The organism is Arthrobacter sp. SAFR-044, from assembly GCF_051965175.1.
In the GTDB taxonomy this organism is placed as follows: domain Bacteria; phylum Actinomycetota; class Actinomycetes; order Actinomycetales; family Micrococcaceae; genus Arthrobacter.
Window position 1 is genome coordinate 63,845 of record NZ_JBQCMK010000013.1, and the last position, 14,124, is coordinate 77,968.

Here is a 14,124-nt window from a genome sequence, read left to right on the forward strand (position 1 = left end):
CTCCTAGCCGAAATCGGCCACGTAGCTGGGAACTCCGACGGCGTCCGTGGACACCGGCGCTCCGGTGTCATTGACTACGTGGTCCAGCGTCCCGGCCCCGAGGTTCACCGTCAGCAGGCTGTGCAGCTTCACGCCGGGCGTCACCGGGACCTCGAAGCCGCGGGTGGCGTGGATGGTGGGGTCCACGTTGTTGTACACATAGCTGCCGCCGCCCCAGAGTTCATGGGTCTTGACGGAATCCGAGACCTTGTACCCGGCCCAGCCGAGGACCCCGTCATGCTGCCACGCTGCCTGGTTGGGGGCGTCATAGGGCAGTTCGTTCTGGAAGAAGACCGTTTTGCCGTTTTCGCCGTTCCAGATGACGTTGTACTCCTGGTAGTGCTCCACGAACAGGCCGGTCGCAGTGACGTTGTTACCGTTGACGATCACGCCGTTCCTGCCGGTGTTGGTGGTCCAACCGACACCGTTCCCATGGTCCGCGCGCCAGGCCCAGATGTGGTCCAGGAGGACGTTGTCGCTGTTGACTTCAAGGCTGACCGAGGCCTTGCCCACGTGGGGCCCGCCGATGCGGAAGAACACATCGTGGAGTGTGGTGGGATTGGCCGGATCGCTGTGGAGGGCAGAGTTGGCCGGTCCGCTCCCCGCGCCCGCGATTGCCTTGCCGATGCGCATCAGGGCCGGGGAATTCACTTCGCCGGCGTCCACGGTGACGGCGGCAATGTCTACTCCTGGGACGTCCGCGACTGCCAGGGGAACTGATCCGTTGACGGCGGAAAGTGTTGCCATTCCAAGTCCAAGGATCACCGTTCCTGCCCGCTTGACCTCGATGCTTTGGTCAACGTCGTAGACGCCGGGGGTCAGAATGAGGTTCTTTCCACGCGCCAGCTGCGAGTTGATGGCCTGGACCGAATCGCCGGGCGATGCGATGTAGAAGTCGGCCAACGGGATGCTGCGGCCTTCGGTAGGGCCGTTTTCCCACGTGGTCCCTGCTGAGTCCTGGCGGACGGAGGGCACGAACACGCTGTACTGGCCGGCGGGGTCCACGGTCAGGTAGGGCTTCTCCCTGCTGATCGGAGTCGTGTCCAAGGTGGTGTACGGCGGGTCCGGGAAGGAATCCGCAGGCGCCCCGTTGACGCCCGAGAACACCTGGTTCCAGACCCCGTTGGACCAGCTTCCGATGCTGCTGCCGCGCACAAGGTACTGCTGCTGGGAGCCATTGATGACGGCACCCGTCTTTGAGTCCGCGATAAAGCCCCCGCTGGCGTACTGCGGGCCGGCGGTGCAGTAGTCCATCAGGGAGAGGTTGCCGCCCGTGATGTTGACCCTGCGCATCGGTGCGGCCTGGGATGCTGCCCAGAAATTCGCCGAGCTGCGGCAACCTTCCAGTCCGGTCACGTTGATGGTGAGGTTGGACAGGGAACGCCAGAAGTTGTTCAGCGCGATGCAGTTGTCCGCGGTGAGGCACCGGTTGTAGACGTCCACGTGTCCGTTGATGGTGACATCAGTGGGTGCAGCGCCCAGTCCCGCCACCTCGGTGGAGTAGCCCACCTGGACGATCAGCGGCTCCTCGGGGGTGCCATAAGTCCCGGGTTTGAACAGCAGTGAGTAGCGCTTTGAGCCCATCTCGTCGTCCACCTGCTGGGCCGCAATGGAGTCCACGGTGGCCTGGATCTGGGCCACCGGCATGCTTGGATCGAAGACATAAGTATTGGGTCCGAAAGGGTTTTGCAAAGTCTGTGCCGGCGGCGGTGGCGAGGCCGGAGCCTGGACTGCGGGCTGTGCAACTGACGGTGCGGCTTGTGCTGGAACGGTCCCGCCGGCAGCGAAAAGCCCAAGGAGAAGGGCCGTGGCGGCCGCAACGGTGCCGGCATGGGGCCGGCGGCGCGCCGGAAGGGGTCTGGGTGCGTCAGGGCGTAAGGCTAGCGGCATTGCTGGTCCTGTCAGTGGAGGGGCTGGACGACCATAACGGCTGCAACAGGCAGCCCGGGTCGAGTGATGGGAGCGCTCCCGTCGGGGAAGCGTAGCATCGGGTTTTTGCCCCGGCAAGGGTTTCGCGGGAGCGCTCCCACTGTGTCGGGGTGTCGTATTGTCGATGTGATGAAGGAAAAGACCAGCCGGCCCGGCCTGACCGGCGCGGGATCGGCCAGTCCCACGCTCGAGGACCTGGCGTCAGCTGCCGGGGTGTCCCGCTCCACCGCTTCCCGTGCCATTAACGGCGGCTCCAAGGTGAGTGCGCAGGCCCAGGCTGCCGTTGATGCCGCGATCGTGGCACTCGGCTACACCCCAAACCGTGCGGCCCGAAGCCTGGTGACCCGGCGCACGGGTTCGGTGGCGCTGGTCATCCCCGAACCCGACGCCAGGGTCATGATGGACCCGTACTTCGCCGCGGTGATCACGGGAGTCAATGAAGCACTGCGCGACACCGACCTGCAGCTGGTGCTGCTGATGTCCCGGGCAGGGGACGACTCAGCGCGGACCATCCGCTACCTGCGCGGCGGCCACGTCGACGGGGCGATCGTAGTGTCCCACCACCGCGCCGACGACTGGGTGGAAACCTTGGGGGCCACCGGCCTGCCAACCGTCTTCATCGGCAGGCCGTGGGACACGTCGTCCGGAATTCCCTACGTGGACCTGGACAACTTCGAGGGCGGCCGGCTGGCTGCACGGCACTTGGCGGGCATCGGCCGCAGCAGGCTCGCGACCGTCGCCGGCCCTCCTGACATGACGGCCGCCGTCGACCGCCTGGAAGGATGGCTGCAGGGACTCAGGGAAGCCGGCGTTGAGCCCGGACCGGTCATGCACGGGGACTTCACGACGGCGGGAGGTGCCGCCGCTGCCAAGAGCCTCCTCGCCGGGACGCACGACGTGGACGGCATATTCGCCGCCTCCGACCTTATGGCGCTCGGCGTGGTGGACACTCTTCGCACCGCCGGGCGGCGGGTGCCGGACGATGTGGCGGTGGTGGGCTTCGACAACCACCCAATCCAGGCGGCAAACGGCCTGGGCCTCACCACCGTGGCCCATCCCGTGGCGGATATCGCGGCTGCGGCCGGAAAGCTGCTGGTCAGCGCCATCGGCAACCCCGGCGAGGCCTGGGAGCCCATCATTTATTCGGCAGAACTGGTGGTGCGCGGAAGCACTGTTTTGTAGCCCGTTGCGGAGCGGCCACTGCCAATTGCCTGCCGCAACTTACGCCGCCAGCCCGCCCTTCACCTTGCGGTGCGTCCGGTGTCGTGCCGGGGCCAGGCGTGAGTGGGCGCCCGCGAGAACCTCGCTGCCGTCCGGCACCGTGCTGTCGGAGTCCAGGTGCACACCGTGCTCAATCAGGACGCTGGAGCCGATGCGCGAGTGGCTGCCGATGTGGACGCGGTTGCCGATCACCGTGCCCCGGCCGATCCGCACGCCGTCGCCGATGACCGTCCGGTCACCGATGGTCGCGCCGCGGTCGATCCAGCTGCCGTGTCCAATCCGGCAGCCTGAACCCACCTGCGCGCCGTGCTCCACGTAGGTCATGGGGCCGATCCGGGCGCTGTCCGCCACGCTGGCTCCCGGTGCAATGAGCCCGCCGCCGTTGTCATGGCGGGCATACCGGGTGACCTTACCGGCGTCGTCCTCGACTGACACAAACTTTGCGGTCATACCGTCCCTCGTTAACACCGCGGTTATTTACCGCGCAGTAAGTTAACGGCCGGGAGGGCGCCGGGATTCCCGAACAGGGACTCGAAAGGACGCTACGCCACCAGGTTCGCGGCGGCGGTGTCCATGTGTTCCAGGATGGTCTTCCGCGCCAACGTGGCGTCCCCGGTGTCGATGGCGCCCACGATGTCCTTGTGGCGGTCCACGCTCATGTTGCTGACGCCCTTTTCCAGGCCCGCGAACATGATGGACATCCGGATGGACCCTTCCAAGGACTCCCAGGAGTGGAGGAGGGTTTCGTTGCCGGTGAGCCGGCAGAGGGTGCGGTGGAATTCAAGGTCGGATTCGATCCGTTCCTCCAGGCTCCCGTTTCCAGCGTCCGTCATGGCGTCGATGGCCTTGTGCAGCGATTCGGTGACATGCTGCCGGTCCGGCAGTTCACAGAGCGTCCGGGCGGCGAGGGATTCCAGGGCGGCGCGGACAGCGTAGATGTCCCGGATTTCCTTCTCATCCAGGTGGCGGACGGAGAGGCGGCCGCGGGGTCCGGCGGACAGCAGGCCCTCCTGTTCCAGCTGGCGGAGGGCCTCACGGAGCGTGCCGCGGCTGATCTGCAGCATCTCGGACAATTCGGTTTCCACCAGGTGCCGTCCGGGTTCCAGCTCGCCGCTGGTGATGGCGGTCCTCAGCGCCGAGAGCGCCTGCTCGCGCAGGCTTTTCTTTTCCAGTCCCAGCAGCGGGGCGGTCAGTCCGGCCATGGCTTGTCCTCATTGTCATAAGTCGACTGTTTACAGTCGGTAGTGGTTCCGATATTACGACAGAAAGCACGGCTCCGGCTTAGGACCGGTGCCGTGCTTTCTGCATCCGACAACTGCCCTTAGCCGAGTTCGGCGAGGACCTTGGCTACGATGCGGTCCACGGAGAGCCCGTAGCGCTCGTGCAGGGTGGGCAGGGCGCCGGCATCGAGGAACTGGTCCGGGAGTCCGATGGGCACCACGCGTTTGCCTACTCCGGCGGTGACGACGGCGGAGGCGACGGTTTCGAACAACCCGCCCACCACGGAGTGGTTCTCCAGGGTGACGGCCAGGCGGTCCGTGTTGATCTCCTTAAGGACGGTCTCGGCGTCGAACGGCTTGATGGTGGGGGTGTGCACGACGGCGACGTCCACGTTGTGCGCCGCCAGGGCCTTGGCTGCCTGCAGGGCGCGCATGGTCATCAGGCCGGAGGAGATGAAGACAACATCGTTGCCGCCCCGCAGGACCTTGGCCTTGCCGAGTTCGAACGTGTAATCGTACTCGTCCAGGACCGTGGGCACGTTGCCGCGCAGCAGCCGCAGGTAGGTGGGTCCTTCCGATGCGGCGAGCTGCGGGATGGCCTGTTCGATGTCGATCGAGTCGCAGGGGTCCACGATGGTCAGGTTGGGCATGCCGCGGAAGATCGCCATGTCCTCGGTGGCCTGGTGGCTGGGGCCGTAGCCGGTGGTCAGGCCCGGCAGGCCGCCCACGATGTTGACGTTCAGGTTCGGTTCGGCCGCGTCCAGGCAGAGGAAGTCGTAGGCGCGGCGGGCAGCGAACACCGAGTAGGTGGATGCAAACGGGACCAGCCCGGTTTCGGCCAGGCCTGCAGCAGCGCCGAAGAGCAGCTGCTCGGCCATGCCCATTTGGAAGAACCGCTCCGGGAAGGCCTTGGCGAAGATGTGCATGTCCGTGTACTTGCCCAGGTCAGCGGTCAGGCCCACGATTTTGTCGTTTTCCTGTGCGGCCTTGACCAGGGCGTGCCCGAACGGCGCGGAGGAGGTCTTCTGGCCGGGATCGGCGAAGGATGCGATCATCGCCGAGGTCTTCAGCTTCGGCTTGGCGGGTGTTGCAGCGGCTGCTGCGGTGTCCGGGGCCTCGGTGGTGGTGCTCATGCTGAAGCCTTTCCTTCGTAGCCGGCGGTGAGCTGTTCGCGGCAGATCTGCCATTCGTTCTCTTCGATGCGCATGAAGTGCGCCTTTTCGCGGTCTTCCAGCAGCGGAACGCCCCGGCCCACCTTCGTGTCGCACAGGATCACGGAGGGGCGTCCGACGGCGGCGGCCTGGGCGGCTGCGTTGTCGAACGCTGCCAGCAGCGCGCCGACGTCGTTCCCGTCCACCCGCTGGGTGTACCAGCCAAACGATTCCCACTTTTCAGTGACCGGTTCGGTGCGGAGCACCGTGTCCGTCTTGCCGTCGGCCTGCAGGGCGTTGATGTCCACCATGGCGGTGAGGTTGCCCAGCTGGTGGTGGTGCGCGCCCATCGCGGCTTCCCAGGTGGAGCCCTCGTCCAGTTCCCCGTCGGAGAGGAAGTTGAACACCCGGGCGGAGGAACCCTGGTAGCACAGGCCCAGGGCCATGCCGACGGCGATGGTCAGGCCGTGCCCCAGCGAGCCGCCGGAAATTTCCATGCCGGGCGTGTAGGTGGACATCCCGGACATCGGCAGGCGGGAATCGTCCGAGCCGTAGGTCTCCAGTTCCTCCACCGGGACAATCCCGGCTTCGGCGAGAGCGGCATAGTGGCCGATGGCGTAGTGGCCGGTGGAGAGCAGGAACCGGTCGCGGGCTTCCCAGTGCGGGTCCTCGGCGCGGAAGCGGAGCTGGTCACCGTAGACGGTGGCGAGCATGTCCGCGGCACCCAGGGCCTGGCCCACGTACCCCTGGCCCTGGACCTCGCCCATGTTCAGGGCATGGTGCCGGATCCGGTAGGCGGCGGCGCTGATCTTCTCCAGCCGTTCCGGAGTCACCGCAGTCTGCAGTGTTTGTTCCTGCAGTGTTTGTCCCTGCGGGGCGGCGTCCTGGACGGTATCTGTAGGCATTACTGGCTCCGTGGTCGTTTCGTGCGTGGTGGTCATTCAGGCGTTGACGGTGTTCGGGGTGCTTTTGGTGGCCTCGTCAGCCAGCTCACGTTCCCGCTTGCCCCAGGTTTCCCGGGTGGCGACGGCGGCCCAGAGGCCGATCAGGGCGTACGCGCCGAAGAGCAGCGCGGGGCCCATCCAGCCGAAGCTGACGAACAGCAGGGTGGTGATGAAGGGGGTGAAGCCGGACACCATGGCCGAGATCTGGTACGCCAGGCTGGCGCCGGAAGCGCGGGTCTTGGCCTGGAAGAGCTCCGGGAACCAGGCGCCCTGGGCGCCGGCCAGCGAGTTCTGGCACACGGCGTAGGAGATCACGATGGTCAGGATGATGGCGATGAACAGGCCGGTGTTCACCAGCAGGAACATCGGGATGGCGAACAGGGCCGCGAAGGCGGTGGACCAGACGTACAGCGGGCGGCGGCCAATGCGGTCCGTCAGTGCGGCCCAGGCCTGGGTGGCGAAGATGCCGATGGCCGAAGCGATGCAAAGCGCGATCAGCGTCTGGCTCTTGTCCGCCAGGTGCTGGCTGTTGAGGTAGGAAATCATGTACGTGATGGAAACGGCGTAGCCGGCGGTCTCGGCGATGCGGAGGCCGATGCCCTTGACGATGTTGCGCCAGTCCGTCTTGATGACCTCCACGATGGGTGCCTTGACGATGGCGCCGCTGTCCTTGACCTCATCGAAGACGGGGGACTCGGGGACCTTGGAGCGGATGATCAGGCCAACGATGACCAGCAGGATGCTGGCCAGGAACGGGATGCGCCATGCGAGTTCGTTGCCGAGCTGGACGCTGAACAGGAAGGTCAGGTTGGCCAGCAGCAGGCCCACGGGGAAGCCGGCCTGGACGATGCCGGTGTACTTGCCCTTGGCCTTCCAGGGTGCGTGTTCGTAGCTCATCAGGATGGCGCCGCCCCATTCCGCACCGAAGGCCAGGCCCTGGACGATGCGGACGAAGACGAGCAGTGCCGGGGCGAGCAGCCCGACTGCGGCATAGGTGGGGAGCAGGCCGATGGCGAAGGTGGCCAGGCCCATCAGGATGAGGGAGGCGACGAGGACGGGCTTGCGGCCCACCTTGTCACCAAGGTGCCCGCCAATGATGCCGCCAAGGGGGCGGGCTGCGAATCCGACCCCCAGGGTGGCGAACGAGGCGAGGGTGCCCGTCACGGGATCGGTTCCCGGGAAGAAAGCAGTGCCGAAGTACAGTGCGGCAGCGGTGCCGAAGCCGATGAAGTCATACGTCTCAATCACGGCCCCCACGCCGGATCCGATGGCAACTCGGCGCGCATCCTTGGTGCCGTGGACCGGGCCGCGCATGGTCAGAGCATCTTTGCTCATGGTGGTTCCCTTTCGAAAAGCGGCCGAAGAAAGTCCGCGCTGTCGACTGTTAACAAATGATGGGTTCCAGTGTGACCCACATCATTCCGACTGTCAACAGTCGACTTTCAGAGTTGACTGTTGACAGTTAACGTCCCTATTGTGGTCCTCATCACTACTGCCCGGCACGAACCAAAGGATCAACGATGTTCCATTCCAGACTTGGGTGCTCATCCATCAGCTTCCGGCACCAGGACCTGGGCAGCGCCCTGCGCACCATGAAGGGGCTGGGCTTCGAAGAGATCGATCTGGGCGCGCTGCCCGGAGTATGTGACCACGTACCGTTCGGGCTCGACGCCGGTGCCGTCGCCGCAGTTTCCGCCGAGGTCACCGCTTCGGGCCTGCGCGTCCGTTCGGTAAACGGCGACATCGGGGACCTGAACAGGGTGCTCGACGACGAGGGCCGGGCCGCGCGGGAGCGCCACCTTGACGCCCTGCTCACCTTGACTGCCAACATCGGTGCGAAGGCGCTGGTCCTGCCCTGCGGCGCCCTGGACCACACCCCTGTACGGAGCGTCGACGAGGACCTGGACCTCGTTGCCGCCCAGCTCATTGGTGCCGGGCGGCGGGCGGCGGAGTTCGGCGTCGAACTCTGGACCGAATCCCTGCACTTCCTGCGGTTCTGCTGGAACCTGGAGCGCGCGGAACTGCTGGCCGACCGCCTTGCAGGTTCCGGCGTCGGAATCGTCATGGACTTCAGCCACATCGTGGCGTCCGGCGAGGACATCCAGGCCTACCTGGACCGGCACCAGGGCCGCCTCGTCCACGTCCACTTGCGCGATGCCGTGCCGGGGAACATCAACCTCAGCATCGGCAACGGGGACGCCGACTTCGCCGGGGGCCTGAAACGGCTCGCCGCCGACGGGTACACCGGCCACTTCTCGCTCGAACTGGAAACCCGGGACGTCACCAACGACGAACGCCCGGCCGCCGCCGCCAAGGCAGCAAGCTTCATCACCGACCTCATCTGAGCCCCACCTGCGTAGATGCCGTTGGGACCCCATAACGACAACTACGTGGGCCCCTGCCGGCGAGGGCCCCGACCTGAGCTTGCGAAGGTTGGGAGCCGGTAGGGAGCAATCGATCCACCAAAACAATTCAAGGAGCACCACCATGACCACCATCCAGCGCACCGCCGTCCTCACCGGAGCAACCTCAGACCGCGGCATTGGCATCACCACCGCCCGCCGCTACGCCCGTGACGGCTGGGGCATCGTGATCCTGGACCTCGACGGCGAAAAGTCCGCCAAGGTCGCGGCCGAAATCGGCAACGAATTCAACGTCCCCGCCTTCGGCCACGAGATCGACGTCGCCAACGAAGCCTCCGTGACCGCCGCCCAGGCAGCCGTCGCCGCCGAAGTGGCCGCCGGCAACCTCCCGCCAGTCGGCGCCCTGGCCAATATCGCCGGCATCACCTCGCCCATTCCGTTCCTGGAGACCACCCTTGAGCTGTGGCACAAGGTCATGGACGTCAACGCCACCGGCACCTACCTGGTGACCAAGGCTTTCCTGCCGGACATGATCGCCAATGGCTGGGGCCGGATCGTGAACATGTCCTCCGTCTCCGCCCAGCGCGGCGGCGGCGTCTTCGGCAAGGTCCCCTACTCCGCCGCGAAGGCAGCCATCCTGGGCTTCACCAAGGCCCTGGCCCGTGAACTCGGCACCACCGGCGTCACCGTCAACGCCATCACCCCCGGCGCCGTGGACACCAACATCCGCGTGGGCAGCACCGAGGAGCAGGAAGCGGCCATCAACGCCGGCATCCCGCTGGGCCGCAACGCCACCACCGAGGAAGTGGCCGCCGTGATCGCCTTCCTCTCTTCCGAGGACTCGGCCTACCTCACCGGCACCACAATCGACATCAACGGCGGCAGCCACATCCACTAGCAGCCACCCCCGACAGCCCCCAGCACTGACAGCACCCGGACGCCGGAGAACCCACCATGACCAAAATCTTCAACGACCCCTCAGAGTTCGCCGAGGAGGCCCTGGCAGGCTTCTGCGACGTCCATTCAGACCTGGTCCGCCAGGTCCAGGGCGGCGCCGTCCGCCGCTACCGGCCCACGCAGCCCAAGGTTGCCGTGCTTACCGGCGGCGGCTCCGGCCACTACCCGGCCTTCGCCGGACTGATCGGCAGCGGCTTTGCCGACGGCGCGGTGGTGGGCAACATTTTCACCTCGCCGTCCGCCCAGCAGGCCTACTCCGTGGCCAAGGCTGCAGAGTCCGGCGCCGGCGTCATTTTTACCTACGGCAACTATGCCGGCGACGTGATGAACTTCGGCATGGCCAGCGAGCGGCTGGCTGCCGAGGGCATCGCCGTGGAGAACGTCCTGGTGACGGACGACATCGCCAGCGCCCCGCCGTCGGAATCGGCGAAGCGCCGCGGCATCGCCGGTGACTTCACAGTGTTCAAGGTGATGGGTGCGGCCGCGGAGAACGGCGCGGACCTGGCCGAGGTGGTCCGCCTGGGCCGCAAGGCCAACGACCTGACCCGCACCATCGGCAGTGCGTTTGCCGGCTGCACGTTCCCGGGCGCCGAAGCCCCGCTGTTCACCCTCCCCGAGGGGCAGATGGGCCTGGGCCTGGGCATCCACGGCGAGCCGGGCCTGCACGATACCGACCTGCCTTCGGCGAAGGACCTGGGCCAGGAACTGGTAGCCCGGGTACTCTCCGAAACCCCGCCGAACGCCGGCAAGCGCATCGCGGTCATCCTTAACGGGCTCGGGTCCACCAAGCACGAGGAACTGTTTGTCCTCTGGGGGACCGTTGCACCGCTGCTGCGCGCCGCCGGCTACACGCTGGTGATGCCTGAGGTGGGCGAGCTGGTCACCAGCCTGGACATGGCCGGCGTCTCGCTGACCGTGACCTGGCTGGACGAGGAACTGGAACCGCTGTGGGCGGCCCCTGCAGAAACCCCGGCATACCGCCGCGGTGCAGTGTCAGCCCAGGCGGGAACTTCCGCCCAGGAAGAAGCGGCCGACGCCGGCGCGGCCGCGGAGGCGTTCGTCGCCAGTGACGCCTCCCGTGGGTACGCCGCGGCCTGCGTCGAGGCCATCGGTGCGGCGCGCGCCCTGCTGCACGGCGCCGAGGAACAGCTGGGCCGGATGGACGCCATCGCCGGCGACGGCGACCACGGCCGCGGCATGGTCCGCGGCGTGGATGCCGCAGCCGCAGCAGCCGCCGACGCGCTCGGCCGGGGCGCCGGCGCCGGTGACGTGCTGGCCGCCGCAGGTGACGCGTGGGCAGACAAGGCCGGCGGAACTTCCGGTGTCCTGTGGGGAGCCGGGCTCCGCGCTTTCGGCGAGACGGTGGGGAACTCCTCGGCGCCTGAAACCGCCGTCCTTGCCGCCGGTGTGACGGCGTTCGCAGACCGGATCGTCCAGCTGGGCAAGGCTGAAATTGGCGACAAGACCATGGTGGACGCGCTGCTGCCGTTCGCCTCCACCTTCAGCCGTGCGGTGGCCGACGGGACGGCGCCGGGCCTGGCCTGGCAGGATGCCGCCCGCGACGCGGCAGCCGCCGCGGAGGCAACCGCCGATTTGCTGCCCCTGAAGGGACGCGCCCGCCCGCTGGCCGAGAAGAGCCTGGGCACCGCCGATCCCGGCGCGACGTCCCTTGCCATGGTCTTCGCCGTCATGGGGCCCCACTTCACCACCACCACCAGCACTGCACCGGCAGGAGCCAAGTAATGACGACGGAAGGACACCCCATGGGGCTGCGGCTCATTGTCGGCGCGGATGAAGCCGGCGTGGACTACAAGGACAAGGTCCTCGCGGACCTCCGCAACGATCCCCGCGTCAGCGAGGTGATCGACATTGGCGTGAACCGCACCGACGCCGCGGACGACTTCACCAGGCCCTATCCCTACGTGGGCATCGCTGCCGGTGAGATGATCCGGGACGGCAAAGCGGACCGGGCCATCCTTTTCTGCGGCACGGGCATCGGCGTGGCGATCGCCGCGAACAAGGTGGAAGGCATCCGGGCCACCGCCGCGCACGACTCGTTCTCGGTCGAGCGCTCCATCCTGTCCAACGACTGCCAGGTTCTCACCATGGGCCAGCGCGTGGTGGGCATTGAGCTGGCCCGCCGCCTGGCAAAGGAATGGATCGGGTACACGTTCGATCCGTCGTCGGCCTCGGCGGGCAAGGTCAAGGTTCTCACCGACTTCGAGGGCTGCTAGCAAGAGTCCGGGCGCGGGGCGGCAGTTGTTCAGCGAACAGCTGCCGCCCGGCCGCACCGTACTCCTACACTGGGGTGATGATCACAGTCACCGGAAGTGTGGAAACCAACCTGTCCGCGGAGAAGGCCTTTGCCTTCATGAGTGAGTTCGAAAACACCAGCAAGTGGGACCCCAACACCCCTGTCATGGACAAGATGACCCCGGGGCCCGTGGCGGTGGGCCACAAATACCACGCCGAGTCCGAGTTCCGCGGAAAGCGCCAGACCCTGGTTTATGAGGTCATCGAGCTGACGGAGAACCACATCAAGCTGCGCGGCGAGAACAAGACGGTCACAGCCTTTGATTCCATCGACGTAAGCCCCAACGGAGCGGGATCGGTGGTGAAGTACACCGCCGAGTTCAGCATCAACGGGCCGGCCAAGATCATCCAGCCGCTGTTGAAGCCTGCCTTCATGTCGCTGCGCGACCCTGCACTGAACGGGATCCGGGACACGCTTAACGCGCTGGCAGCGGCCTGACGCCCTCGAAGAACTCCCGGATCTCTCCGCGCGGATCCTCTTCCACCCGGGCGTTGTCGTCGAGCACCATAGTGCTGCGCGCTGCCCCAAACCCGGGCCAATCAAGTCCGGCAGATGCCGGGTTTCCGGTCGCGGCGAAGGCCGCCCAGGCTCCGCTCATGGCGTCGCTGAGGGACTGCGGCGCCATGCCCCGGGTAAGGAACGCAGCCTCCGGTGCGTCCAGGTGCCGGAAGACGAAGGGGATGTCCAGTGCGTGGCAGGCGCCAAGTTTTCCGCCCATCGCCGGGCTGCGCCACGTGAACAGGTAGGCGAAGGTCTTTCCGGCGCCGTTTCGTGCAGCCTCTTGGCGCGCTGCCAGAAGCCGGTTGCTGGGTTGGCGATAGACGGTATCGGCGATGGCGGCCTCCAACAGTTCCTTGCCGCCGGGCTGCCGCGACAACACCCGGGTGAGCGCTTCTGTGTAGCCCGACGCATCCGCGGACGGCACCCCGGCTGAGGCCAGGACGGCGGCGGCGCGGTCAGGGTAGTCCGGGTCGCCGGCGGCGGCCGGCCGCATCTCGACGGCGAAGGAGCCCTCGTTGAGGTTGGTTCCGATCAGCAGGTCCACCCCGCTGTTGAGCCCGGCATGCACACTGTCCAGCGGCGGCACCGGCAGCGACGGCGTCCCCACCGTGGGCTGGAAAGGCAGCGGGACGGCGAAGGTTTTGGCTGCGAGCTGTCGCTCCAGGGCAGCCTGGGCTTCCAGCAGCCGCTCCACAGGGAGGGTGAGCAGTTCCTTCGCGGTCGGTCCGTCCAGGCCGCACAGCCCCAGGAACCCGGCGCTGACGCGGGCCGACTCCTCCGGCCGGCGGTACCGTTCGACGGTGCCGCTTTGCATGATGGCCCGGCGGAACAGCCCTTCCGACGCCGGCATCCCCAGCAGGGTGCCGATCGCTGCCGCGCCTGCGGACTCGCCGAAGACGGTGACGTTGTCCGGGTCGCCGCCGAACGCGGCGATGTTCCGGCGGACCCAGCGCAGGGCCTCCAGCTGGTCCAGCAGGGCAAGGTTGGACGAATCCTCGTAGCCCTGCCCCAGCAGGTCCGCCAGGTGCAGGAACCCCAGGGCGCCCAGGCGGTAATTAATGGACACCAGCACCACGCCCGCCGCGGCGGCGAGCCGGGCGCCGTCGTACATGCCGTCACTGTTGGCGCCCGAAAGATATGCGCCGCCATGGATCCATACCATGACCGGCCTGCCCGGGCCATCCGTGGCCGGTGTCCAGATGTTCAGGTTGAGGCAGCCTTCCTCGCTCCAGGTGCGCGGCCTGGCGCCGGGCGGCGCGGGGTTTTCCGGGTTCTGCGGCGCAGCGGGACCAGCTGCAGTGCAGTCCAGCACGCCGGCCCACGGAGCGGCCGGGACCGGAGGACGGAAGCGGTTGGCGCCCGACGGCGGCGCAGCGTATGGAATGCCAAGGAACCTGTGGATGGTGGTCCCGTCAGCATCAAGGGAGCTGCCGCGGACTGATCCTGCGGGGGTGGAGAGGCGCGTCATGGTTGACAGGTTACGGC

13 protein-coding genes are annotated in these 14,124 nt (G+C 67.0%); 6 read left to right on the plus strand and 7 right to left on the minus strand.

Annotation, left to right across the window (positions count from 1 at the left end):
* Positions 1-3 precede the first annotated feature (3 nt).
* On the minus strand, positions 4-1,929 hold the full coding sequence (locus ACTHQS_RS17710; RefSeq protein ID WP_440171516.1) for an adenylyl cyclase: 1,926 nt from the start codon (positions 1,927-1,929) through the stop codon (positions 4-6).
* A gap of 168 nt (positions 1,930-2,097) precedes the next feature.
* On the opposite strand from ACTHQS_RS17710, the gene ACTHQS_RS17715 reads away from it, so the two are divergent.
* Positions 2,098-3,150 (plus strand): LacI family DNA-binding transcriptional regulator, encoded by a 1,053-nt coding sequence (locus tag ACTHQS_RS17715; RefSeq protein WP_440171518.1) that lies wholly within the window; start codon positions 2,098-2,100, stop codon positions 3,148-3,150.
* 39 nt (positions 3,151-3,189) lie between these two features.
* Here the strand turns inward: ACTHQS_RS17715 and ACTHQS_RS17720 are convergent, their stop codons facing one another.
* The 5 genes from ACTHQS_RS17720 to ACTHQS_RS17740 all read right to left on the minus strand — a co-directional run bounded on the left by ACTHQS_RS17720 (position 3,190) and on the right by ACTHQS_RS17740 (position 7,839).
* Positions 3,190-3,639: a transferase gene (locus ACTHQS_RS17720; protein ID WP_440171519.1), complete on the minus strand. Its 450-nt coding sequence runs from the start codon at positions 3,637-3,639 to the stop codon at positions 3,190-3,192.
* Between the two features lie 92 nt (positions 3,640-3,731).
* Entirely contained in the window at positions 3,732-4,391 is a 660-nt protein-coding gene (locus ACTHQS_RS17725; RefSeq protein ID WP_440171521.1) for a GntR family transcriptional regulator, read from the minus strand.
* 119 nt (positions 4,392-4,510) lie between these two features.
* Positions 4,511-5,542, minus strand: coding sequence for a transketolase family protein (locus tag ACTHQS_RS17730; RefSeq protein WP_440171523.1), 1,032 nt, complete (start codon positions 5,540-5,542; stop codon positions 4,511-4,513).
* A complete protein-coding gene (locus tag ACTHQS_RS17735) occupies positions 5,539-6,465 on the minus strand; it encodes a transketolase (RefSeq protein WP_440171525.1) in 927 nt (308 codons plus the stop codon). The genes ACTHQS_RS17730 and ACTHQS_RS17735 overlap by 4 nt, the downstream gene beginning before the upstream one ends.
* A 36-nt stretch (positions 6,466-6,501) precedes the next feature.
* Complete coding sequence (locus ACTHQS_RS17740; protein ID WP_440171527.1) at positions 6,502-7,839, minus strand: MFS transporter; 1,338 nt, start codon at positions 7,837-7,839, stop codon at positions 6,502-6,504.
* Between the two features lie 185 nt (positions 7,840-8,024).
* Here ACTHQS_RS17740 and ACTHQS_RS17745 point away from each other — a divergent pair, with 185 nt between their 5' ends.
* The 5 genes from ACTHQS_RS17745 (at position 8,025) to ACTHQS_RS17765 (ending at position 12,576) form a co-directional block, all read left to right on the plus strand.
* Entirely contained in the window at positions 8,025-8,849 is an 825-nt protein-coding gene (locus ACTHQS_RS17745) for a sugar phosphate isomerase/epimerase family protein (protein WP_440171529.1), read from the plus strand.
* A 142-nt stretch (positions 8,850-8,991) separates the two neighbouring features.
* Positions 8,992-9,765 (plus strand): SDR family NAD(P)-dependent oxidoreductase, encoded by a 774-nt coding sequence (locus ACTHQS_RS17750; protein ID WP_255174113.1) that lies wholly within the window; start codon positions 8,992-8,994, stop codon positions 9,763-9,765.
* A gap of 56 nt (positions 9,766-9,821) precedes the next feature.
* Complete coding sequence (locus tag ACTHQS_RS17755; RefSeq protein WP_440171531.1) at positions 9,822-11,567, plus strand: dihydroxyacetone kinase family protein; 1,746 nt, start codon at positions 9,822-9,824, stop codon at positions 11,565-11,567.
* Entirely contained in the window at positions 11,567-12,058 is a 492-nt protein-coding gene (locus ACTHQS_RS17760; protein ID WP_440171533.1) for an RpiB/LacA/LacB family sugar-phosphate isomerase, read from the plus strand. The genes ACTHQS_RS17755 and ACTHQS_RS17760 overlap by 1 nt, the downstream gene beginning before the upstream one ends.
* Before the next feature lie 77 nt (positions 12,059-12,135).
* On the plus strand, positions 12,136-12,576 hold the full coding sequence (locus tag ACTHQS_RS17765; protein WP_440171535.1) for an SRPBCC family protein: 441 nt from the start codon (positions 12,136-12,138) through the stop codon (positions 12,574-12,576).
* On the opposite strand, the gene ACTHQS_RS17770 is transcribed toward ACTHQS_RS17765, so the two are convergent.
* On the minus strand, positions 12,554-14,107 hold the full coding sequence (locus ACTHQS_RS17770) for a carboxylesterase/lipase family protein (RefSeq protein ID WP_440171537.1): 1,554 nt from the start codon (positions 14,105-14,107) through the stop codon (positions 12,554-12,556). The genes ACTHQS_RS17765 and ACTHQS_RS17770 overlap by 23 nt on opposite strands.
* Positions 14,108-14,124 lie beyond the last annotated feature (17 nt).

Excerpts from the sequence above, each read along its gene's own strand:
- ACTHQS_RS17710 (WP_440171516.1), bottom strand. The coding sequence starts at position 1,929 with ATGCCGCTAGCCTTACGCCCTGACGCACCCAGACCCCTTCCGGCGCGC.
- ACTHQS_RS17715 (WP_440171518.1), top strand. The coding sequence starts at position 2,098 with ATGAAGGAAAAGACCAGCCGGCCCGGCCTGACCGGCGCGGGATCGGCC.
- ACTHQS_RS17720 (WP_440171519.1), bottom strand. The coding sequence starts at position 3,639 with ATGACCGCAAAGTTTGTGTCAGTCGAGGACGACGCCGGTAAGGTCACC.
- ACTHQS_RS17725 (WP_440171521.1), bottom strand. The coding sequence starts at position 4,391 with ATGGCCGGACTGACCGCCCCGCTGCTGGGACTGGAAAAGAAAAGCCTG.
- ACTHQS_RS17730 (WP_440171523.1), bottom strand. The coding sequence starts at position 5,542 with ATGAGCACCACCACCGAGGCCCCGGACACCGCAGCAGCCGCTGCAACA.
- ACTHQS_RS17735 (WP_440171525.1), bottom strand. The coding sequence starts at position 6,465 with ATGCCTACAGATACCGTCCAGGACGCCGCCCCGCAGGGACAAACACTG.
- ACTHQS_RS17740 (WP_440171527.1), bottom strand. The coding sequence starts at position 7,839 with ATGAGCAAAGATGCTCTGACCATGCGCGGCCCGGTCCACGGCACCAAG.
- ACTHQS_RS17745 (WP_440171529.1), top strand. The coding sequence starts at position 8,025 with ATGTTCCATTCCAGACTTGGGTGCTCATCCATCAGCTTCCGGCACCAG.
- ACTHQS_RS17750 (WP_255174113.1), top strand. The coding sequence starts at position 8,992 with ATGACCACCATCCAGCGCACCGCCGTCCTCACCGGAGCAACCTCAGAC.
- ACTHQS_RS17755 (WP_440171531.1), top strand. The coding sequence starts at position 9,822 with ATGACCAAAATCTTCAACGACCCCTCAGAGTTCGCCGAGGAGGCCCTG.
- ACTHQS_RS17760 (WP_440171533.1), top strand. The coding sequence starts at position 11,567 with ATGACGACGGAAGGACACCCCATGGGGCTGCGGCTCATTGTCGGCGCG.
- ACTHQS_RS17765 (WP_440171535.1), top strand. The coding sequence starts at position 12,136 with ATGATCACAGTCACCGGAAGTGTGGAAACCAACCTGTCCGCGGAGAAG.
- ACTHQS_RS17770 (WP_440171537.1), bottom strand. The coding sequence starts at position 14,107 with ATGACGCGCCTCTCCACCCCCGCAGGATCAGTCCGCGGCAGCTCCCTT.